We start from the raw sequence: 19,947 nt of genomic DNA on the forward strand, positions 1-19,947 counted from the left end.
GCCTACGGCTTGATGAACACCTTGCCATTCGGCTTGGCCAGTTCGGCAGGTACGCGCCCCATCGCCTCGGCCAGCGGCACGACCGCCGTCACGTCGGTCGACCAGCGCCCATCGGAAAAACGTTGCTGCGCCTCCATGATCGCCGGTCCGCGGCGGTCGCGGAATTGGCGCATCCATTCGCTCAGCCAGAAACCCTCGATACGTTTGTGCTGGAAGATCAGTTGCCCCGGCTCGCGGATCACCGTGGTGTCCGGGTCGAGCCGCCCGTAGACGATCCAGCGCGAACGCTTCGGCATGGCATCGAAGATGGAAGAGGCCAGCGAGCCGGTCACCGCGTCGAGGAAGATGCGCGGTTGCTCGGCCTTGATCACCTCGCGCAGCGCGGCCTTAAAGTCCGGCGCTTTCTCGTTGAGCACATGGGCTGCGCCGATCTCCTTCAGCAGCGGGATCTGCTCGTCGCGGCGCACGGTGACGATCGGCCGAAACCCTTCCTCCTTGGCCAGGCTCGATATCAGCTTGCAGAGCTGGCTGGCGCCGGCGGTCATGATGAAGGCTTTCTCGCCCTCCTGTTTGACGATGTCGAACATTGCGAGCGCGGTGAGCGGGTTGACGATCATCGCTGCACCATCCTCGTCGCGGACGGTGTCGAGCAGCGGAATGCAGACGACCGCTTCGGCGACGGCATATTCGGCCCATGAGCCCCAATTGCTGACGCCGGTGGCAAAGGCGACGCGCTTGCCGACCAGGCTTTTGGTATAAGGCTCGTCGCCGCTGGCGACGACGATGCCGACACCCTCGAAGCCGGCCGGCTGGCCCTTGACGCGCGGCTGGCCGTACTGGCCTTTGATGAAGGCGACGTCGGACGGGTTGATCGAGGCAAGGCTGACCTTGATCAGCACTTGGCTTTGCCCAGGCGCCGGCACTGCGATCACCCCCGGCTGCACATAGGGTTCTAGGGTCTCCAGCGCGCTGCCGGAAGGTGTCCTGGTGTAGCCGTCGCCGACGAGCAGGAGTGCTTCATCTCTGATGGAACGTCCATCGCTCTTCACCCTCTCACGAACGCGTGGGCACTTTACCCGTGGCAAGGATGACCGTACTTCGGGTAGCCTTGTCAACGCGAGCCCCTCACCCGGATGGCGAGAAGGCGCGGAGGAGTTGCTATGAGCTATCTGGACGAGCTGTTTTCGGTCGCCGGCAAGACCGCGCTGATTACCGGAGCCGCGACCGGCATCGGCCGCATGGCGGCGACCGCCTTGGTCCAGGCCGGCGCCAGCGTCATGATCGCCTCGCGCAAGGGTGAGGATTGCATCAGGGTCGCCGGCGAATTGAACGACTTCGCCGCCTCCGGCCGGGCGGAAGGCTTTGCCGGTGATGTCTCCAGCGAGGCTGGCATCGCGGCTCTCGTCGCCGAGGTCAGGGCGCGGACCGACCGGCTGCACATCCTGGTCAACAATGCCGGCGTCTCCTGGGGCGCCCCGCTGGAGGACTTCCCATACCACGCCTGGGCCAAGGTGTTCGGCGTCAACGTTACCGCCGTTTTCCATCTGACCCGCGAGCTTCTGCCGCTGCTCGATGCCGCCGCCAGTGATGCCGATCCAGCCAGGGTGATCAATCTGGGCTCGGTAATGGGCACCCAGCCGCTCGCCGACGACGCCTATTCCTACACCGCCTCGAAAGCCGCGGTTCACCATCTGACGCGCACGCTGGCGATCGAGTTCGCTACGCGCCGCATCACCGTCAACGCCTTCGCCCCCGGCCCGTTCCAGAGCCGGATGACCGCTTTCGCCACCGCGACCGAGGAACAGGCGAAACATGTCGGCGGCCATGTTCCGCTGCGTCGCATCGGCACACCGGATGACATTGCTGGCGCAACGATCTATTTGTGCAGCCGTGCTGGCAGCTATGTCACCGGCGCCATCCTGCCGATCGACGGCGGGCAGTCGGTGCAGCATGGGTTGACACTGTTCAAGGAATGAAGCCGCCCGGGCGGCTGAAATGGAGGACATCAGCGTGGAACCGATCAGTCTCGATGTGCTTCTGGCCAGCGTCGGCAAGGAAGTCGGCGTGTCGCCGTGGCGGGTGGTCTCGCAGCGCATGATTGACCAATTCGCCGACGCCACCGACGACCACCAGTTCATCCATTGCGATCCGGAGCGTGCCAAGCGCGAGACGCCATTCGGCGGCACCATCGCGCATGGCTTCCTGTCGCTGTCGCTGTTGTCGGCGATGACTTTCGAGACCATGCCACCGCTTGAAAACAGCAAGATGGGCGTCAACCACGGCTTCGATTCGCTGCGTTTCCTCGCACCGGTGAAGACCGGCTCGCGCATCCGCACCCGTTTCGTGCTCGCCGACGTCAAGGTCAGGCCGTCGGGCTGGGTGCAGACGGCGCATGACGTGACCATCGAGATCGAAGGCTCGAAAAAGCCGGCGCTGACCGCGCGCTGGCTGACGCTGACACTGATCGAGCGTCAGCCAGAGGCGGCATGAGGATTGCCGGCAACTGGGCCGCCGCAAAGCCAGTTCGATGCCGCCTTGCCCGATTCCGTACAGCGTATATAATTTAGCCAGCCACCAACAACCGAAGGCAGGAAAAATTGCCGCTGAGCGTTCAGACACGCCGCGAGAAGCAAAAGGCCGAACTGCGCGCCGAACTTGTCGAGGCGGCGCACAAGCTTGTGCAGGAACAAGGCTATGAGGGCCTCACCATCCGCAAGCTGGCCAAGCGCGTCGGCTATGCGCCGATGTCGGTCTATTCCTATTTCGCCGACAAGCAGGACATATTGTTCGCACTGGCCGAGGATGCCTTCGAGACTTTGGCCAGGCGTATCGAGGAGCATCCGTCCGACGATCCGATCGAGGCATTGCGGGCGGTCATGACCGAATATGCCGCCTTCGGGCTTGGCAATCCCAACGAATACCGCACCGTGTTCATGACCGAAAAAACCAGGCCGCCAGAGGGCAAGACCTTCGTCGAAATGCACGAAAGCAACCCGGCCATGAAGGTGCTGATCAGCAGGGTCGAGGCCTGCGTCGCCGCCGGCAAGCTCCAAGGCGATCCACGCGCCATCGCCACCACGCTATGGGCGGTCGGCCATGGCACAATCTCGCTGCTGATCACCTTTCCCTTCTATCCATTCGGCGACCCCCAGGCTTTCGTGAAGCGAATGTGCGATTTCGCGCTAGCCGGTCTGATGACGCAAGATGTCCCGCCGCTGACCGAAACGACTAATTGCTAACCGGGCTGCCTGCATTCCACACAGTTTGATCGGGCCGGCGCTTTGTGCGTGTGGCTCCAAGGCTTGAGCCGGGGCTCGCAGCGGTTTTGGGATGCGACACGCTACGGCGCGACACCTCATCTGGTCTTCAGCAGCGCGGCGTTTTAGGTGCGTCCTGAGACATCTTAGCTTTTTAAGAAAATTTGATCGTACATGTACGATTTCTGACTTGAAGCCTCGATCTCCCGGGCGTATATGTACATTGCATCGTACATGTACGGAACAAATTTGAACCGGAGACAGATGATGAAAAAGACAATTCTCGCCCTCGCGGCCGCGCTGGCATTCTCGGGCGCGGCAATTGCCGGCCAGCATACCAAGCAGGCGCACGCTGCGGTCTGCGTCGACACCAGGACTAACGTCAAGCTCGATTGCGGCGCAACCGGATCGGTCGAAAAGACAGGTGTCGCGACCAAGACCGGCTCAGCCGACGGCAAGGGCCCGAAACTCGGCATCGACGTCAATCCGTGGATCGTGCCCAGCACGTTCTAATGCATGTCGCCCTAAAGTGTGCAGCGGTTTTGGGACAACGACATGCAAACGACATGCATAAAAACAAGAACTTAAAGCGCGTCGCATGAATCCCATTACACGCGACGCGCTTTAAGGTTCGGTAACCGACCCGAACGGTTGTGACGACCCGATATGACGACAAAGGGCGCAAGAGATCCTGGCCACCCGTTTTCTTGACCATCGAACTACAGCTTCGCCGCGCCGGACGGGTTATTTCTTGCGCTTTTTCATTCCCGCTACGGTCTTGGCTTTGCCCGGTCTTGCGGGAGCGCCTGAAATGGACGTCGAGGTGATTGACACCGGATCGCTCGCCGGGAACGTGTCCTCGAGACCTTCCTCGAGTTCCTCTTCCGCACTCACATCGTGACGTCTCTCATGTTCGAGCGAGCGCACGGCCGACGTCTTTTTAGCCTGTGATTTTGGTGCGGGTTTCGACGGCATCGGCGTTCTCCCTCGACGTGCTCTGGCAAACGATCCAGCGAGACGATTGTTCCTGGGCTCACGCTGCCGCGTCGCCTGCCGCCTCCGACAGGAAAGTAAAGACATAGTCGGAGAAGGAACGCCAGCACTCGACCCGGAACGCGTCCTCGGCGGTGCGCAACAGCACGATCTCGACCTTGCCCAGGATGGTGCGCGACGCCGCCGCCACCGGAAAGGCGTCGAGCGACAGGTCCTGTGGACAGCCTGAATTGATCGCCGAGGCAGCCGCCGGACCGCTGACTGATATCGCGACGTTGCGATGCGAGATGCCGACGGCCGAATGCAGCGCTGTCACTTTGGCGCAGTCGGCGAGTGGGTCTTTGCCGGTTTCGTCGATGACCAGCCATTCGTCCGGTCCAAGCCACAATGCCGTGCGGCCGGCCTTGGACGCCGAAGTCTTCGGCTTTCGTGGCAAGATCACGCCAAGCGCCTTCGAAAGCGCTGCGACGGATGCCTCCGGTACACGCAGCGAAATGCGTTCGGCAGGTGGCAGCACGGCAAGCTTGACACCGGTGGCGGAAAGTTCCTGGCCGGCGAGTGCGGCGCGGCGTTCAGCCGACGGCGTCGCGGCGGCAGTTTTCTTCGCGGCAGCCTTAGCCATTGAGGCGCTCCCCCTTCTCGTCGAAGAACACCATCCCGGCGACCTCGACTTCGATCGTCCCGTTCGGCATCGGCACGTATAATGTCTCACCCATGCGGTCGCGACCGCCGGCGACCAGCGCCAACGCGATCGAGCGGCCGCAATTTTCCGACCAGTAGCTGGATGTGACGTGGCCGATCATTTTCATCGGGATCGCCTGCTTCGGATCGCCGACGATCTGCGCGCCCTCTTCCAGCACCACTTTCGGATCCTTTGTCTTCAGGCCGACGAGCTGCTTGCGGCCCTTGGCGACCAGATCCGTGCGCGACATGCCGCGAATACCGACAAAGTCGGTCTTCTTCTTGCCGACCGCCCAGTCGAGACCGGCATCGTTCGGTGTCACCGTACCGTCCGTGTCCTGGCCGACGATGATGTAGCCTTTTTCGGCGCGCAGCACGTGCATCGCCTCGGTGCCGTAGGCGCAAGCGCCATGCTTCTGGCCCTCGGCCCATAGCGCTTCCCAGACCGCCTGGCCGTAATCGGCCGGCACGTTGACCTCGAAGCCGCGCTCGCCGGTGAACGACATGCGGAACAGCCGCGTCGGCACGCCGCAGATCTTGCCTTCGCGCACCGACATATGCGGCAGCGCTTCGTCCGACATGTCGATGCCTTCGACCAGCGGCGCGATGATGTCCCGCGACTTCGGCCCTTGCACGGCAATGACCGCCCATTGTTCGGTGATCGAGGTCAGCCAGACATTGAGATGCGGGAACTCGGTCTGGAGATAGTCCTCCATATGGTTCATAACGCGCGGCGCGCCGCCGGTCGTCGTCGTCACATGGAAGCGGTCCGCCGCCAGCCTGCCGACGACGCCGTCATCATAGATGAAACCGTCCTCGCGCAGCATGATGCCATAGCGGCAGCGGCCGGGCTCCAGCTTCTCCCACGGATTGGTGTAGAGCAGCTCCATGAACTTGGCCGCGTCAGGCCCCACGACCTCGATCTTGCCCAGTGTCGAGGCGTCGAACAAGCCGGCCGTCTTGCGGACGGTGACGCATTCTCGGTCGACCGCGGCATGCATGTCGTCGCCCGCTTTCGGGAAATACCAGGCGCGCTTCCATTGGCCGACATCCTCGAACACGGCGCCCTGAGCCTCGGCCCAGGGATGGATCGCCGTCTTACGGGTCGGATCGAACAGCTGACCGCGCGCGTGTCCAACGATCGAACCGAAGGTGACCGGCGTATAGGGTGCGCGGAACGTCGTCAGCCCGACTTGCGGGATCGGCTTGCCCAGCGTCTCGGCGGCAATCGCCAAGCCGTGCATGTTGGAGGTCTTGCCCTGGTCGGTCGCCATGCCATTGGTGGTGAAGCGCTTGACATGCTCGATCGAGCGCATGCCCTCATGCACCGCCTGGCGGATGTCCTTGGCGGTGACGTCGTTCTGGAAATCGACAAAGGCCTTGACCGTCGTGTCCGGGCCGGCGCCGGGTGCCGCACCCAGCATGCCGCGCGACCAGCTTTCACTGGCATCGACTTTCGGCTTCGTACCCTTGGCGGCCTTGGCGCCGGCATCCTTCGCCGCCTTGGCGCCAGCCGCATAGGCTTCGTCGATCGTCGCCGACAGCCCGTCGGTGCCGTTGCAAGCGCCGACGGAGACACAGTCCTGCGCATAAATTCCGGGCACGAAGCGTTTGGTCTCGTCGTTGAATGCGACCTTGCCGCGCGATTGCGAGAACAGATGCACCGACGGCGTCCAGCCGGCCGACATCAGGATCGCGTCGACGGGAACCGTGCGCTCGCCGCCGCCATTCTTCGGCTGCACAGTCATCGACGACACCCGCAACTTGCCGCCGGCGCGGATCACCGCACGACCAAAATTGATCTCGATGCCGAGCGCCCTTGCCTCGTCGATCGCTGGCCCGGTCGGATTGTCGCGCAGGTCGACGATGGCCGCCACGTTTACGCCGGCCTTCTTCAGATCGATCGCCGCCGCATAGGCGGAATCATTGGCCGTGTAGACGCCAACATTCCTGCCGACGGCGACGCCATAGTGATTGAGATAGGTGCGCGCCGCCGATGCCAGCATGATGCCCGGCCGGTCATTGTCGGCAAACACCATGTGGCGCTCGATGGCGCCGGTCGCCAGCACCACGCGCTTGGCGCGGACCTGCCACAGCCGCTCGCGCGGCAGCTCGCGGCCCGGGTTTTGCAGATGATCGCTGACGCGCTCGACCAGCCCGACGAAATTCTGCGCGTAATAGCCGAAAGCCGTGGTTCGGGCGAGCAAACGGACATTGTCCATGGCCTTGAGCCTTGTGATGGCCGCTTGCGCCCAGGCGAAGCCGTCCCGGCCGTCGATCTTCGCGCCAGATTCGAAGCGCAGGCTGCCGCCGAACTCCGCCTGCTCGTCGGCAAGGATGACGCGCACGCCGGTCTCGGCCGCGGCAAGTGCGGCCGCAATCCCGGCAGCGCCCCCACCCAGCACCAGCACGTCGCAATGGGCGAAGCGCGCCGAATAATGGTCGGGGTCGGGCTGGTCGGGAGCGACGCCAAGGCCTGCCGCTGCACGGATCTTCGGTTCGTAGAGGCTTTTCCACGCAGCCTTCGGCCACATGAAGGTCTTGTAGTAGAAACCCGCCGAAAACAGCGGCGAAGCGATGTCGTTGACCGCGCCGACGTCGAAGGCAAGCGACGGCCAGCGGTTCTGCGACTGCGCGGCGAGCCCATCATAGAGCTCCTGGACTGTCGCCCGCACATTCGGCGTCTTGCGCGCCGCGTCGCGCTTGATCTCCACCAGCGCATTGGGCTCTTCAGCGCCGGCCGACAGGAAGCCGCGTGGCCGATGGTATTTGAACGAACGGCCGACCAGATGGACGCCGTTGGCGAGCAGCGCCGAGGCCAGCGTGTCGCCTTCGATGCCGGAATAGGACTGGCCGTCGAAGCTAAAGCGCGCCGTCTTTGCTTGGCTGAGGCGCCCGGCACCGGAAATGCGGAACGCGCCGCTCATTTGGCAACTCCCGGCAGCTTCACAGGCTTCGGCTCGCCAGCCTTGTAAGTCATGATGAACTTGTCGCTGATAGTGTCGCGCACGGCGTTGAAGAAGCGCGCGCAGCCATGCATGTGCCGCCAGCGCTCATAGATGATGCCCTTGGGATTTGAGCGGATGAAGAAGAACTTTTCGAAGTCGTCGTCGCTCTCGCCGGCAATGTTGGCCGAACGCGCGATATGGGCCTCGCCGGCGTTGCGGAATTCAAGTTCCGGACGCTCTTCCTCGCAATAGGGGCAGCGGATGAGAAGCATGGTGTTTCCTACAATTCGCCGTGGCCGACGCGGGCGCCGGCCGGTTGGTCGCAAAGCCGCTGGCCCATCGTGACGAAGGGGGCGACAAGCCGTATGCGCTCCTCGACGCTCGTGGCGGGGCGAAACAGCTCGCGGGTCGCCATGTTGCCGATGGTGAGCTGAATCGGATCGGTCGTGACGATGACACCGCGTGGCTGGAAGGCCTCGTGCTCGTCCAGGTCAGACGGCCTGCTTTCAAAGAAGAAGACGATCCTTTGCCCACCGCTCCAGACGCAGGTCAGCATCCCGTCGTCGATGGAAAACGGCCATCCGGTCTCGTGTTCGGCGCGACTGATCGGCTGGATGCGCACCTCGTCCGGCGACGGAAAATGAAACAGGTTCTGCTCGCCGGCGAGCATCAGCGGCATGGCCACGGCCATCTCGGCCATCATCAGTGCGCCACCGCCGCCGCTGCCGCCTCGTCGATGAGACGGCCGGTGCGGAAGCGCTCGATGGTGAAGGGGGCGTTGATCGGGTGCGGATCGTCCCTGGCGATGGTGTGGGCAAAGACATGGCCCGAACCCGGCGTCGCCTTGAAGCCGCCCGTGCCCCAGCCGCAATTGACGTAGAGACCGGGCACCGGCGTCTTGGCCAGGATCGGCGAGCGGTCGGGCGTCACGTCGACGATGCCGCCCCACGAACGCAACATCTTCATGCGCGTGAAGATCGGGAACATCTCGCAGATCGCGTCGAGCGTGTGCTGCAGGATGTGCAGGCCACCGGTCTGCGAATAGGAGACATACTGGTCGGTGCCGGCGCCGATCACCAGCTCGCCCTTGTCGGACTGCGAGATATAGGCATGCACCGTGTTCGACATCACCACGCACGGCACCACCGGCTTGACCGGCTCCGACACCAGCGCCTGCAGCGGATAGCTTTCAAGCGGCATGCGCACGCCGGCCATGTTCATGATGACGGACGAATGGCCGGCGGCAACGACGCCGACCCTTTTGGCGCCAATGAAACCGCGCGTCGTCTCGACGCCGGTGACCGCGCCGTTGGCCGCCCGCTTGACGCCGGTGACCTCGCAGTTCTGGATGATATGGACGCCGCGCGCCGACGCGCCGCGCGCATAGCCCCAGGCAACCGCATCGTGACGGGCGGTGCCGCCGCGGCGCTGCAGCGCAGCACCCATCACCGGGTAGCGGGCCTGCTTCGAGATATTGAGCGGTGGGCAGAATTCCTTCGCCTGCTCGGGCGTCAGCCACTCATTGTCGATGCCGTTCAGGCGATTGGCGTGGACGTGGCGTTTCAGCACTTGGATGTCGTGCACATTGTGGGCGAGCATCATGACGCCGCGCGCCGAATACATGACGTTGTAGTTGAGCTCCTGGCTGAGCCCATCCCACAGCTTCAGCGCATGATCGTAGATGCCGGCGCTCTCGTCATAGAGATAGTTGGAGCGGATGATGGTGGTGTTGCGACCGGTGTTGCCGCCGCCGAGCCAGCCCTTCTCCAGCACCGCGACATTGGTGATACCGTGCACCGTGGCGAGATAGTAGGCGGTGGCCAGGCCATGACCGCCGGCGCCGACGATGATGACGTCGTAGTCCTTCTTCGGCTCGGGCGAGGACCACTGCTCTTCCCAGCCTTTGTGGCCGCGCATGGCCTCGCGGGCGATGGCGAATACCGAATATTTTTTCAACGCTCAAGCCTCGCAGATACCGGCCGGGCATCCAATCGAGCGCCGGCGCGCGAGGTGTATCACTAGCGAAACAGCGCTGCCACCCTTGCGCTGTTTGCGACGGCGCTTGCCGTTTTGCGCCGCGACGGAGCAGCGCATCCGGAGCGATGAGGCAATCAGATCAGCCAATCAGATCAAATGCCGGCGCTTCGCAGGTATCGGGTGGCTCGCGCCACCCCAACCTGCGATCAAACATCCCGATTGCCGGCGAAGCTGGCGCGAAGAAAAGGATGAAAAAATGTTCGCACTGACCAACAAGGTCGCCGTCGTCACCGGCGCCAGCTCCGGCATCGGCCGAGCCACAGCAAAACTCTTCGCCGAGGAAGGCGCCAAGGTGGTCGTCGCCGGCCGTCGCCAGGCCGAGCTTGATGTGCTTGTCGCGGAGATCGCGGAGGCAGAAGGCGCGGCAATCGCGTTTGCCGGCGACGTCAGGGATGAGGCCTATGCCAAGGCGCTTGTCGATCTTGCCGTGGGCAGGTTCGGCGGGCTCGACATCGCCTTCAACAACGCTGGCTCCGTCGGCCAGATGGGGCCGGTTCCCGACATGTTGCTGGAGACATGGCACGAGACCATCGACACCAACCTGACCGGCGCCTTTATCGGGGCGAAACACCAGGTGCCGGCGCTGCTGGAGCGCGGTGGCGGTTCGCTGATTTTCACCTCCAGCTTCGTCGGCCACACCGCCGGCATGCCGGGCATGGCGGCCTACGCTGCCGCCAAGGCCGGCCTGATTGGACTGACACAGGTTCTTGCGGCCGAATACGGAGCACAAGGGTTGCGCGTCAACGCGCTGCTGCCGGGCGGCACCGACACGCCGGGGGCGACGACGACCACGCCGGAGGCCCGGGCTTTCGTCGAAGGTATCCACGCCTTGAAGCGTATGGCACAGCCGGAAGAGATCGCCCGCTCGGCCCTCTATCTGGCATCGGACGCGTCGAGCTTCACCACCGGGACGGCGCTGTTTGCCGACGGCGGCGTCTCGATCAACCGGACGTGAATTGTTCGGCGGCGACGCATGTCCGCTAGCCGAAATGTCGCAAGACCGCCCTTGATTTCCGGTGAGATTTGACGATTTCGTTTTGTCGTCGAAAACGAGCCGGAAACCATGCTGCTGATCAGAACCTATATCGCCCAGAGTGCAATCGAAGGCGTCGGTGTGTTCGCCGCCGAACCGATCAGGAAGGGGGCGTCGATCTGGCGCCTCGATCCGGACTTCGATCGGCTGATCCCAATGGAAAAATACAAGGCAGCACCCCCGCACCTCAAGGAATTGCTCGACCGCTATGCCTATCCAAGTCCCGACCGCCCGGGCTTCATGGTCTATGAAGTCGACAATGGGCGCTTCATGAACCACGCCGAGCGGCCGAACACGGACTTTTCGCAATATGGCGGGGCGACCGCCACCCGCGACATCGCGGCGGGCGAGGAAATAACCTGCGACTATGGCGAATTCTTCGAAGGTTTCGAGCAACTTCACCTGGCCACGGCATAGAGCATGATCCCGAACCGCAGGTCCGCGTCAGCGAAAAGTGGGAACCGGTTTTTGCTTACGCTGACCTTCGGTTCGGAAAAGATCATGCTCAAACAAAAAGTCGTCTCGCGACAATCGACGGCGGTTTGGCCGCCGGTCTTCATTCGCTGTGGACAGCGCGGCCTGATTCTGCTATCAGCCGCCACAATTCGTGGTGTGAACCGCCGCGGAGGCTAGTGGCTATGGCCGCTTGCCCATTGATATCAAACCCGAAAGACAGGATTGCCCGTGCAGGTACTCGTCCGCGACAACAATGTTGATCAGGCGCTTCGCGCGCTCAAGAAAAAGATGCAGCGCGAAGGCATTTTCCGCGAAATGAAGATGCGCGGACATTACGAGAAGCCCTCCGAGAAGCGTGCTCGCGAGAAGGCCGAAGCCGTTCGCCGCGCCCGCAAGCTGGCCCGCAAGCGCGCCCAGCGCGAAGGCCTGCTGCCGATGACCCCGCGCCCGGTCGCGGCCGGTGCTGCTGGTGCAGCGCGTCCGCCGCGCTGATACCGCCAATTTTTCGTCCTTTTCGAAGGATACCCAAGGTGGCGCGATGCGGAATCGCCGCCACTTTTTTGTTTAGAGCGACCTGCATCCACTTGGACGCACAAAGTACGCTTTAACGCTTGGTGACAATTTCGACCCGGTTCGGAGGGGAAACGGACCTGACGGCGCGGCTGCAGTAAGGACAGAGCAGACATGAACGCAAATACCGTGGAGCGCAGAACCGCATTGCACGGCTTTGCACTGACGGCAGCCCTGCTTTGCGGCTTGGCGCTGGCCGGTTGCCAGACGGCCCCGACCGGCGAATTCAACAACATCGACAAGGCGCAAGGCTCGACCGAGAACATCTCCTCGCTCTCGGCCGTGATCCAGCGCAATCCTCAGGATCCTGAAGGTTACAACGTGCGCGGCTCGGCCTATGGCCGTGGCGGCCAGTATCGGGCGGCGTTGAAGGATTTCGACACCGCCATCCAGCTCAATCCGAATTTCTACCAGGCCTATTCGAACCGCGCCCTCATCCAGCGCTTCCTCGGCAACCAGGAAGCGGCCCTTGCCGACTACAACCGCGCGATCCAGATCAATTCGAGCTACGACGCCGCCTATATCGGCCGCGGCAACCTCTATCGCAAGGCCGGCCGCACCCAGGAAGCCTTCAACGATTTCCAGAAGGCGATCCAGCTCGACACCACCGATGCCCGTGCCTATCACAATCGCGGCCTGATCTATCAAAGCCAGGGCCAGCACGCTTTCGCCATCGAAGATTTCTCGACCGCGATCTCGCTGTCGCCGGATGCTGCCGAGCCCTACAACGGCCGCGGTCTCTCCTACCTGGCCATGAACGATGAGGACAACGCCTTCGCCGACTTCAACATGGCCATCAAGCTCGACGGCAAAAACGCCGAAGCCTGGTCCAATCAGGCGCTGATCTACGAGCGGCGCGGCGACAAGGCCAGAGCCGCGAAATCCTACCGTGAAGCGGTCCATCTCGACCCGACCTACCAGCCGGCCAAGGACGGCCTGGCGCGCACCAACGCCGGCTAATCGAAGGCGGCGTTCCAGCCAGGTGTGGCAGGCCTGCCGCTTGGCATGGCTTCGAAACCAATCGGTAATGCCATATTAACTCTTGCCTTGATCGCGCCAAGTTTTCGGCGGAACGCTCGCAGCATTCAGCCGTTTAATCCAGGCAATTGCGAAAGGACTGTCCCATGATCAACAAAATCGGCTGCGCCGCGGCGCTCGCCACGACCCTGCTTGCCGTTCCCGTCAACGCCGGAACGCTCCGGCTCGGCACGCTTGATTGCACCATCGACGGTGGCGTCGGCTATGTCATCACGTCAAACAAGGGCCTGTCCTGCACCTTCCGCCCCTATGATCACGGGCCGTCCGAGAAGTACACCGGGGTCATCTCCAAGCTCGGTGTCGATGTCGGCCAGACGCATCAGGGGCAACTGGCATGGGCGGTTCTGGCCGCCACCCGCAGCCGTGACGAGGGCGACCTTGCCGGCAGATATTATGGCGTCAACGCCGAGGCGAGCGTCGTCACCGGTGGCGGTGCCAATCTCCTGGTTGGCGGACTGGGCGGCGCCTTCATGCTGGAGCCGCTCAGCGTCCAGGCGCAGACCGGCGTGAACCTGGCGGTGGCGGTCGCCTCGTTGGAGCTGATCCACTCCTTCAAGTAAGCGAGCATATTTGCTCCCTCTACGCACGGCGCGGAACAGGATACTGTTTCGCGCCGTATGCTTTTATGCATGTCGCCCAAAAGTGTGTAGCGGTTTTGGGATAACGACATGCACACGCGCTTCGGGGGACCGCCGTGCAGAAAACCATCATCGCCGCTGCCATTGTCGCCATCTGGGCAGGACAGGCTCATGCGCGCGACCAGGGTGTCGAGCTCGGCGTGCTGGACTGCGCCATCGACGGCGGCACCGGCTTCATCTTCGGCTCGAGCAAGGATCTGAGCTGCACCTTCACGCCTGCCGACAAGACGTTTGCGCCGGAAGCCTATTTCGGTGTGGTCAACAAATACGGGCTGGACATTGGCACCACCAAACAGAGCGTGATGCAGTGGCTGGTGCTGACACCGCTGAAAAACATCTATGCGCCAGGCGCGCTGGCCGGCGACTATGTCGGCGCCAGCGCTGAAGTGACGGCCGCGGTCGGCGCCGGCGCCAACCTGCTGGTCGGCGGCTCCTCGCAGGCTTTCACGCTACAGCCACTAAGCCTGCAGACACAGACCGGCGCCAACATCGCCATCGGCGTCAGCCAGTTCCGGTTGCGCAGCACGGCCGATTGAGTCAGGAGGATCGCGCTGCGCGCAAAAAACCGCTTGAGCTCAATCGCGGTTGAGGTTCTACAAAGCCTTCCCTGTGGGAACAGGGCGCGTCTTCTCAACGCCGACGCTCCGGCACTTTTACTGGCAAGTCGGGAGGTCGAATTGGTCACAAGCGGCAGCAACAGGGTGGACTGGCGGGCGCTGTGGGCGAGCGGCGATCTGGCACGCTTCTGCTTCATCAGCCTCGGCATCCTGCTGCACGCCACCAACGAGACGATGGTGGCGACGATCATGCCCGCCATGGTTGGCGAACTCGCCGGCGTGCAATTGGTCGGCTGGTCGCTGGCGGTCTACGAGCTCGGCGCCATAGTCGCCGGAGCGGCCGCCGGACGGCTGGTGAGCTTTGTCGCGCTGCGCACCAACATGGTGGTTGCCGCCCTGCTCTACGCAGCCGGCGCCCTGGTCTGCGCCACCGCGCCCTCCATGCCCCTGTTCTTGACCGGGCGCCTGATTGAGGGATTTGGCGGCGGCGCTCTGGTGTCGCTGGCCTTCGTCTCGGTCGAACGGCTGTTTCCACGCGCCATCTGGCCACAGCTTTTCGGCGTGATGTCGGCGATCTGGGGCGTCGCCGCTTTCAGCGGGCCGATGCTGGGTGCGTTGATGGCCGAGTTGCTGTCCTGGCGCTGGGCCTTCGGCATCTTTACGCTCGGCGGCACGGCCATGGCGCTGGCGAGCTTCATCGTGCTCGACACGCCGCAAGCGACCAGGCCGCAAGCGATCACCGGCACGGCGCCACCCTTTCCCTTTGCCGCGCTTGGCTGCCTTGCCGTCGCCGTTGTGCTGATCGCCACAGCCGGCGTCGACATTGCGTTGCTGCGCTCGTCCCTGCTCCTGGCCCTCGGCCTGATCGGCCTCGCATTGTTCGTCCGCATCGATGCGTTGAAGCCGCGCTCGCGATTGTTCCCGTCGCGGCTGTTCTCATGGCGCACGCCGGTCGGCAGCGGCATGACCATGATCGCCGCCTTTTCGGTGGCGACCTGCTCCTTCGGCGTCTACGGGCCGCTGCTGCTGACCAGCCTGCACGGCATTCCGATCCTGACCACCGGCTACATCATCGCCGCCGAATCGATCGCCTGGTCGATCCTGTCGATCCTGGTCGCCAATGCACCGCCGGAGCGCGAACGACTGATCATTACCGGCGGCGCAGTGATGATCGCGGCCGGCATCGCCGGTTTCGCCTATGCGGTGCCAGTGGGGTCGATTCCGCTGATCCTGTTTTGCGCTTTGTTGCAAGGCGGCGGCTTCGGCATCGCCTGGCCCTTCGTCACGCGGGTGATCGTGGCATCGGCCAGGGATGGCGAGCAGACGATTGCTTCCGCCGCTGTGCCGACGATGCAGCGCATCGGCTATGCGGTGGGTGCCGCATTGACCGGCATCGTCGCCAACGCCAGCGGCTTTTCCGAAGGCCTTAACCGCGAGGCGGCGGCGAGCGTCGCAAGCTGGCTGTTCCTCGCTTTCGTGCCACTCGGGATTCTGGGCTGCCTTGCCGCACTGAGGATTTCAGTCATATCAGATCAACCTCAGGAAGCTGTCCCGTAGGATCTAGGCATGATCCCGAAAGTGCAGACTTTTCGGACAAGATCATGCGCAAAAACAAAGATTTAGAGCAGGATGACTGATTCAAATTTCAATTCATCCTGCTCTAGACGACAATCGTCTTCAGCCGTTCAGCGATCAGCGCGGCGAGCCGCGCCGCCACCTCGTCCTTGGTCATCTCCGGCCATTGCTCGACGCCGGTCTTGGAGACGATCCGCACCTTGTTGCGGTCGCCGCCCATCACGCCCGACGGACCGACGCCGCTTTCATGCGACACATCGTTGGCGACGATGAAGTCGGCGCCCTTCTTCGCAAGCTTGGCCTCGGCGTTGCGGATGAGATCCTGCGTTTCGGCGGCAAAGCCGACGACCAGCCCCGGCCGCTGCTTGTGATGGCCGACCCCGGCCAGGATGTCCGGGTTTTCGACCATCTGCAGCGCCGGCGGCCCTTCGCCTGCCACCTTCTTGATCTTCTCGCCGGCCGCATCGGCGGTGCGCCAGTCGGCCACCGCCGCGACAAACACCGCCGCATCCGCTGGCAACAAGCTTTCGACCGCATCCTTCATCTCGGCCGCGGTTTCAACATGCAGCGTCGTGACGCCGGCCGGATCGGCAATCGACACCGGACCGGAGACGAGGCGGACATCGGCGCCCAGCCTGGCAAGTGCGGCCGCGATGGCATGGCCCTGCTTGCCGGACGAGCGGTTGGCGATGTAGCGCACCGGATCGATCGGCTCATGTGTCGGCCCCGAGGTGACGATGATCCTTCGGCCCGAAAGCGGCTTGGGCCTGGTATCGAGCAACGCCTCTATGGCAGCGACGATCTCCAGCGGCTCCGCCATACGGCCCTCGCCCGCCTCGTTGCTCTCGGCCATCTCGCCCTTTGCCGGGCCGATGAAGGCGATGCCGTCCTTGGCAAGCGTTGCGCGATTGCGGCGGGTCGCCGGATGCGACCACATTTTCGGATTCATGGCCGGCGCCAGCAGGACTGGCTTGTCGGTAGCGAGAAGCACGGTCGAGGCAAGGTCGTTGGCGTGGCCATTGGCAAGTTTTGCCATGAGATCGGCGGTCGCCGGCGCTACGACCAGCAGGTCGGCCTCGCGCGACAGCCTTATATGCCCGACATCATGCTCGTCATTGCGATCGAACAATTCGGTGAAGACATGGTCGGCGGAGAGCGAGCCGACCGAGAGCGTGGTGACGAATTCCTGCGCGGCTGATGTCATCACGACACGCACCGCAGCGCCCCGTTCGCGCAGCCGGCGGATCAGGTCGAGCGCCTTGTAGGCGGCAATGCCGCCGCCGATGATCAGCAGGATGCGCTTGCCGGAAAGGCCGCCGCGCGGCAAGACCTTGCCCGATGCAACGGCGATGGGTACTGTTGGACTGTGCAAACTCGTCAGTACGCGGAGGGTTTTCTCGATCTGGTCGATGCGGCCAGTCGGACCGAGCTGGCCTTCGACCGCGGCCCGGATCATGACCCGCGCCTGCTCTTCCATCGACCGGTCGTTCTCCGCCGCCAGTTGGCGCAGCAGTTCCTTGACCTCATCGTCAAGGTTGCGAATGGTGATGCTGGCCATGTGATTGCACTTTGGTTCGCAATTGCCGAATGCAATGATAGCAATGCAATCAATTGAGAGCAAGGCATGTACGAGCTGTCGGATAATCGGCTCTAGAAAATCCGCCAGGCGATATAAAGCAGCGTCAGCGCGATCACCCACAGCGCCAGCCGGCCGGACCTGGTATAGCGCGCCTCCGCCTTGCCGATGGCGCGCGCGGTCGTCTTGTCGAAGCGTAGCCCGTGCTCGGCCATCAGGTCGATCTCGCGTGACAGCCGCTCCGTGCGAGCGGCAAGGTCGGGCGCCTGGCGGGCCAGCGCCAGCATCGCCTTGGCGCCATCGCGCGCATCGGTGAGCAGGCCGCGCGGCCCGAGATTGCCAGCGATCCAGTCGCCGACCACCGGCTCGGACGTCTTCCACATGTTGAAGGCCGGATCGAGCGTACGGGCGACGCCTTCGACCACCACCATCGTCTTCTGCAGCAGGATCAGTTCCGGCCGCGTCGCCATGTCGAACAGCTCCGTCACCTCAAACAGCAGCGTCAACAGCTTGGCCATCGAGATGGTCTCAGCCGGCTGGCCATGGATCGGCTCGCCAATGGCACGGATCGCCTGCGCGAAGGCGGCGACATTGTGCTGGCGTGGCACATAGCCGGCCTCGAAATGCACTTCGGCGACGCGCAGATAGTCACGGGTGATAAAACCGTAGAGGATTTCGGCGAGGAACCGGCGTTCCTTCTTGCCGAGCCGCCCGGCAATGCCGAGATCGACGGCGACGATGGTGCCGTTGGCCTCGACGAACAGGTTTCCCGGATGCATGTCGGCATGGAAGAAGCCGTCGCGCAGAGTATGGCGCAGAAACGCCTGGATGAGATTGGCGGCGATCGCCCTGAGATCATGACCGGCATCAGTGAGGCCGGCGATGTCGTTCATCTTGACGCCATCGACCCACTCCATGGTCAAGACGTCGCGGCCCGTCCGCTCCCAGTCGACGGACGGCACGCGAAAGCCGGGATCGTCCTTGGTGTTCTCGCCAAGTTCGGAAAGGGCTGCCGCCTCGAGCCTGAGATCCATCTCGATCTTGGTGGTCTGCGCCAGTGTCTCGGTCACCTCGACCGGCCGCAGGCGGCGTGACGACGGGATATACTTTTCCTGCAGGCGAGCGGCGAGGAAATAGCTTTCGAGATCGTGGAAGAAACGACGGCGCACGCCCGGCCGGATTACCTTCACCGCCACTTTCGAAGCAACGCCGTCATGGACGGTTTCGGCAGAATGGACCTGGGCGATCGAGGCGGCAGCGACGGCATCGCCGAAACTGGCGTAGAGATCGCCGATCTTGCGCCCGAGCGAGGCCTCTATCGCCACGATGGCCTCGGCCTGCGGAAAGGTGTGCATCTTGTCCTGCAGCATGGCGAGATCGAGCGCCATGTCGTTGCCGACGACATCAGGCCGCGTTGCCAAGAACTGGCCAAGCTTGACATAGGATGGGCCAAGCCGCACCACCGCCTTGGCCAGCCGGTCGCCGCGTTCATAGGCAAGCGCGCGGCGGCGCGTGAACAGCCGCGCCAGCCGCCAGCCGAATTTCGGCAAGCCGGAAAGCTCGTCGCCCGGCAGAGCCGCGACGACGCCTTCGCGAACCAGCACCCAGCCCGCCCGTGCGAGTCTGAAAGCAGCGCCGACGCTGCTCATGGCCGCGCGTATCCCGCTGGTTTCCTAGACCGGCGAAAGGCATGTCGGGTGCGAAAAATACGGGCCAGCCTCAAAGCTTCCAGCCCGAATGCAGCGCGGCAATGCCGCCGGAATAGTTGCGGAAAGAGGCGCGGTCGAAGCCCGCGCGGGTGATCATGGAAGCAAAATTCACCTGATTGGGAAATTTACGGATCGATTCCACGAGATAGGAGTAGGGTTCGTCGTCGCCGGTGACCGCCTTGCCGATCCTGGGGATGGCATTGAACGACCAGGCTTCATAGGCCTTGTCGAGCAGCGGCATCTCGACCTCGGAAAATTCGAGGCAGAGAAAGCGCCCGCCAGGCTTCAAGACGCGATAGGCTTCGGCAAGCGCGACATCGATGCGCGGCACGTTGCGGATGCCGAAAGCGATCGTATAGGCGTCGAATGTGGCGTCGGGGAACGGCAGTTCCTCGGCATTGGCCTCGACAAAATCGGTATTGTCGGACAGCCCTTTTTTCTCGGCCCGGTCGCGGCCGACGGCAAGCATCGAGCCATTGATGTCGAGGACCGTGGCGTGGGCATGACCGCGGCTCGCCTCGACGATACGAAAGGCGATGTCGCCAGTGCCACCGGCAACATCGAGAACCTTCCAGCCCGGTCGCTTCGGCGGATTGAGCCATGTCACCATGGCGTCCTTCCACAACCGGTGCAGCCCGGCCGACATCAGGTCGTTCATCAGGTCGTAGCGGTTGGCGACCTTGTGGAAAACGTCGTTGACCAGGGACTGCTTGTCGCCTGCCCCTACGCGCTTGAAACCATAGGAGGTTTCCATGCCGCCCGCGGCCGTGGTTCTCTCAACTGACATTATTTTGATCCGTCATAAAACCGGCGGGACCATAGCCGATCGATGGTGCGGGCGCTATTGTTTAAGGCGCGGTGTTCGGCCGCGCTTCTGGT

21 protein-coding genes are annotated in these 19,947 nt (G+C 63.3%); 11 read left to right on the forward strand and 10 right to left on the reverse strand.

Annotation, left to right across the window (positions count from 1 at the left end):
• Positions 1 to 2 precede the first annotated feature (2 nt).
• Complete coding sequence (locus tag OHD62_RS11690) at positions 3 to 1,049, reverse strand: zinc-binding dehydrogenase (protein WP_263782851.1); 1,047 nt, start codon at positions 1,047 to 1,049, stop codon at positions 3 to 5.
• A 111-nt stretch (positions 1,050 to 1,160) separates the two neighbouring features.
• Between OHD62_RS11690 and OHD62_RS11695 the strand changes: the two genes are divergently transcribed.
• From OHD62_RS11695 to OHD62_RS11710, 4 genes are all read left to right on the forward strand, one after another.
• Positions 1,161 to 1,976 (forward strand): SDR family oxidoreductase, encoded by an 816-nt coding sequence (locus OHD62_RS11695; RefSeq protein WP_263782853.1) that lies wholly within the window; start codon positions 1,161 to 1,163, stop codon positions 1,974 to 1,976.
• 19 nt (positions 1,977 to 1,995) lie between these two features.
• Positions 1,996 to 2,490 carry a MaoC family dehydratase gene (locus tag OHD62_RS11700; protein WP_280954153.1) on the forward strand — a complete coding sequence of 165 codons (495 nt, stop codon included), beginning with the start codon at positions 1,996 to 1,998 and terminating at the stop codon, positions 2,488 to 2,490.
• A gap of 107 nt (positions 2,491 to 2,597) precedes the next feature.
• Entirely contained in the window at positions 2,598 to 3,239 is a 642-nt protein-coding gene (locus tag OHD62_RS11705) for a TetR/AcrR family transcriptional regulator (protein WP_263782855.1), read from the forward strand.
• Positions 3,240 to 3,524: 285 nt separating this feature from the next.
• A complete protein-coding gene (locus tag OHD62_RS11710; RefSeq protein ID WP_263782856.1) occupies positions 3,525 to 3,770 on the forward strand; it encodes a DUF680 domain-containing protein in 246 nt (81 codons plus the stop codon).
• A 231-nt stretch (positions 3,771 to 4,001) separates the two neighbouring features.
• Here the strand turns inward: OHD62_RS11710 and OHD62_RS11715 are convergent, their stop codons facing one another.
• The 6 genes from OHD62_RS11715 to OHD62_RS11740 are packed head-to-tail and all read right to left on the reverse strand — an operon-like array spanning position 4,002 to position 9,835.
• Positions 4,002 to 4,232 carry a hypothetical protein gene (locus OHD62_RS11715; RefSeq protein WP_263782857.1) on the reverse strand — a complete coding sequence of 77 codons (231 nt, stop codon included), beginning with the start codon at positions 4,230 to 4,232 and terminating at the stop codon, positions 4,002 to 4,004.
• A 58-nt stretch (positions 4,233 to 4,290) separates the two neighbouring features.
• On the reverse strand, positions 4,291 to 4,872 hold the full coding sequence (locus OHD62_RS11720; RefSeq protein ID WP_263782858.1) for a sarcosine oxidase subunit gamma: 582 nt from the start codon (positions 4,870 to 4,872) through the stop codon (positions 4,291 to 4,293).
• A complete protein-coding gene (locus OHD62_RS11725; protein WP_263782859.1) occupies positions 4,865 to 7,858 on the reverse strand; it encodes a sarcosine oxidase subunit alpha in 2,994 nt (997 codons plus the stop codon). Before OHD62_RS11725 ends, OHD62_RS11720 begins: the two co-directional genes overlap by 8 nt.
• Positions 7,855 to 8,151 carry a sarcosine oxidase subunit delta gene (locus OHD62_RS11730; protein WP_263782860.1) on the reverse strand — a complete coding sequence of 99 codons (297 nt, stop codon included), beginning with the start codon at positions 8,149 to 8,151 and terminating at the stop codon, positions 7,855 to 7,857. The genes OHD62_RS11725 and OHD62_RS11730 overlap by 4 nt, the downstream gene beginning before the upstream one ends.
• Positions 8,152 to 8,159: 8 nt before the next feature.
• Positions 8,160 to 8,582: a hypothetical protein gene (locus OHD62_RS11735; protein ID WP_263782861.1), complete on the reverse strand. Its 423-nt coding sequence runs from the start codon at positions 8,580 to 8,582 to the stop codon at positions 8,160 to 8,162.
• Positions 8,582 to 9,835, reverse strand: a complete 1,254-nt coding sequence (locus tag OHD62_RS11740) for a sarcosine oxidase subunit beta (RefSeq protein ID WP_263782862.1) — start codon at positions 9,833 to 9,835, stop codon at positions 8,582 to 8,584. Before OHD62_RS11740 ends, OHD62_RS11735 begins: the two co-directional genes overlap by 1 nt.
• Before the next feature lie 277 nt (positions 9,836 to 10,112).
• Here OHD62_RS11740 and OHD62_RS11745 point away from each other — a divergent pair, with 277 nt between their 5' ends.
• The 7 genes from OHD62_RS11745 (at position 10,113) to OHD62_RS11775 (ending at position 15,765) form a co-directional block, all read left to right on the forward strand.
• Entirely contained in the window at positions 10,113 to 10,871 is a 759-nt protein-coding gene (locus OHD62_RS11745; protein ID WP_263782863.1) for an SDR family oxidoreductase, read from the forward strand.
• A gap of 108 nt (positions 10,872 to 10,979) precedes the next feature.
• Positions 10,980 to 11,366 (forward strand): SET domain-containing protein, encoded by a 387-nt coding sequence (locus OHD62_RS11750; protein WP_263782864.1) that lies wholly within the window; start codon positions 10,980 to 10,982, stop codon positions 11,364 to 11,366.
• 267 nt (positions 11,367 to 11,633) lie between these two features.
• On the forward strand, positions 11,634 to 11,897 hold the full coding sequence (rpsU, locus tag OHD62_RS11755; RefSeq protein WP_008874389.1) for a 30S ribosomal protein S21: 264 nt from the start codon (positions 11,634 to 11,636) through the stop codon (positions 11,895 to 11,897).
• Between the two features lie 192 nt (positions 11,898 to 12,089).
• Complete coding sequence (locus OHD62_RS11760; RefSeq protein WP_263782865.1) at positions 12,090 to 12,935, forward strand: tetratricopeptide repeat protein; 846 nt, start codon at positions 12,090 to 12,092, stop codon at positions 12,933 to 12,935.
• A gap of 164 nt (positions 12,936 to 13,099) precedes the next feature.
• Positions 13,100 to 13,573, forward strand: a complete 474-nt coding sequence (locus OHD62_RS11765; protein ID WP_263782866.1) for a DUF992 domain-containing protein — start codon at positions 13,100 to 13,102, stop codon at positions 13,571 to 13,573.
• A gap of 134 nt (positions 13,574 to 13,707) precedes the next feature.
• Complete coding sequence (locus tag OHD62_RS11770) at positions 13,708 to 14,187, forward strand: DUF992 domain-containing protein (RefSeq protein WP_263782867.1); 480 nt, start codon at positions 13,708 to 13,710, stop codon at positions 14,185 to 14,187.
• A 141-nt stretch (positions 14,188 to 14,328) separates the two neighbouring features.
• Entirely contained in the window at positions 14,329 to 15,765 is a 1,437-nt protein-coding gene (locus OHD62_RS11775) for an MFS transporter (RefSeq protein ID WP_263782868.1), read from the forward strand.
• A 103-nt stretch (positions 15,766 to 15,868) separates the two neighbouring features.
• Here the strand turns inward: OHD62_RS11775 and coaBC are convergent, their stop codons facing one another.
• The 3 genes from coaBC to ubiE form a co-directional block, all read right to left on the reverse strand.
• The gene (gene coaBC, locus OHD62_RS11780) at positions 15,869 to 17,341 is read right to left on the reverse strand and encodes a bifunctional phosphopantothenoylcysteine decarboxylase/phosphopantothenate--cysteine ligase CoaBC (RefSeq protein ID WP_263782869.1); all 1,473 of its coding nucleotides are present in this window, start codon (positions 17,339 to 17,341) and stop codon (positions 15,869 to 15,871) included.
• A gap of 92 nt (positions 17,342 to 17,433) precedes the next feature.
• Positions 17,434 to 19,008, reverse strand: a complete 1,575-nt coding sequence (gene ubiB / locus OHD62_RS11785) for a 2-polyprenylphenol 6-hydroxylase (RefSeq protein ID WP_263782870.1) — start codon at positions 19,006 to 19,008, stop codon at positions 17,434 to 17,436.
• Between the two features lie 70 nt (positions 19,009 to 19,078).
• Positions 19,079 to 19,855 carry a bifunctional demethylmenaquinone methyltransferase/2-methoxy-6-polyprenyl-1,4-benzoquinol methylase UbiE gene (gene ubiE, locus OHD62_RS11790; protein ID WP_263782871.1) on the reverse strand — a complete coding sequence of 259 codons (777 nt, stop codon included), beginning with the start codon at positions 19,853 to 19,855 and terminating at the stop codon, positions 19,079 to 19,081.
• Positions 19,856 to 19,947: the final 92 nt, after the last annotated feature.

This window comes from Mesorhizobium sp. YC-39 (genome assembly GCF_025753795.1).
GTDB lineage: Bacteria > Pseudomonadota > Alphaproteobacteria > Rhizobiales > Rhizobiaceae > Mesorhizobium.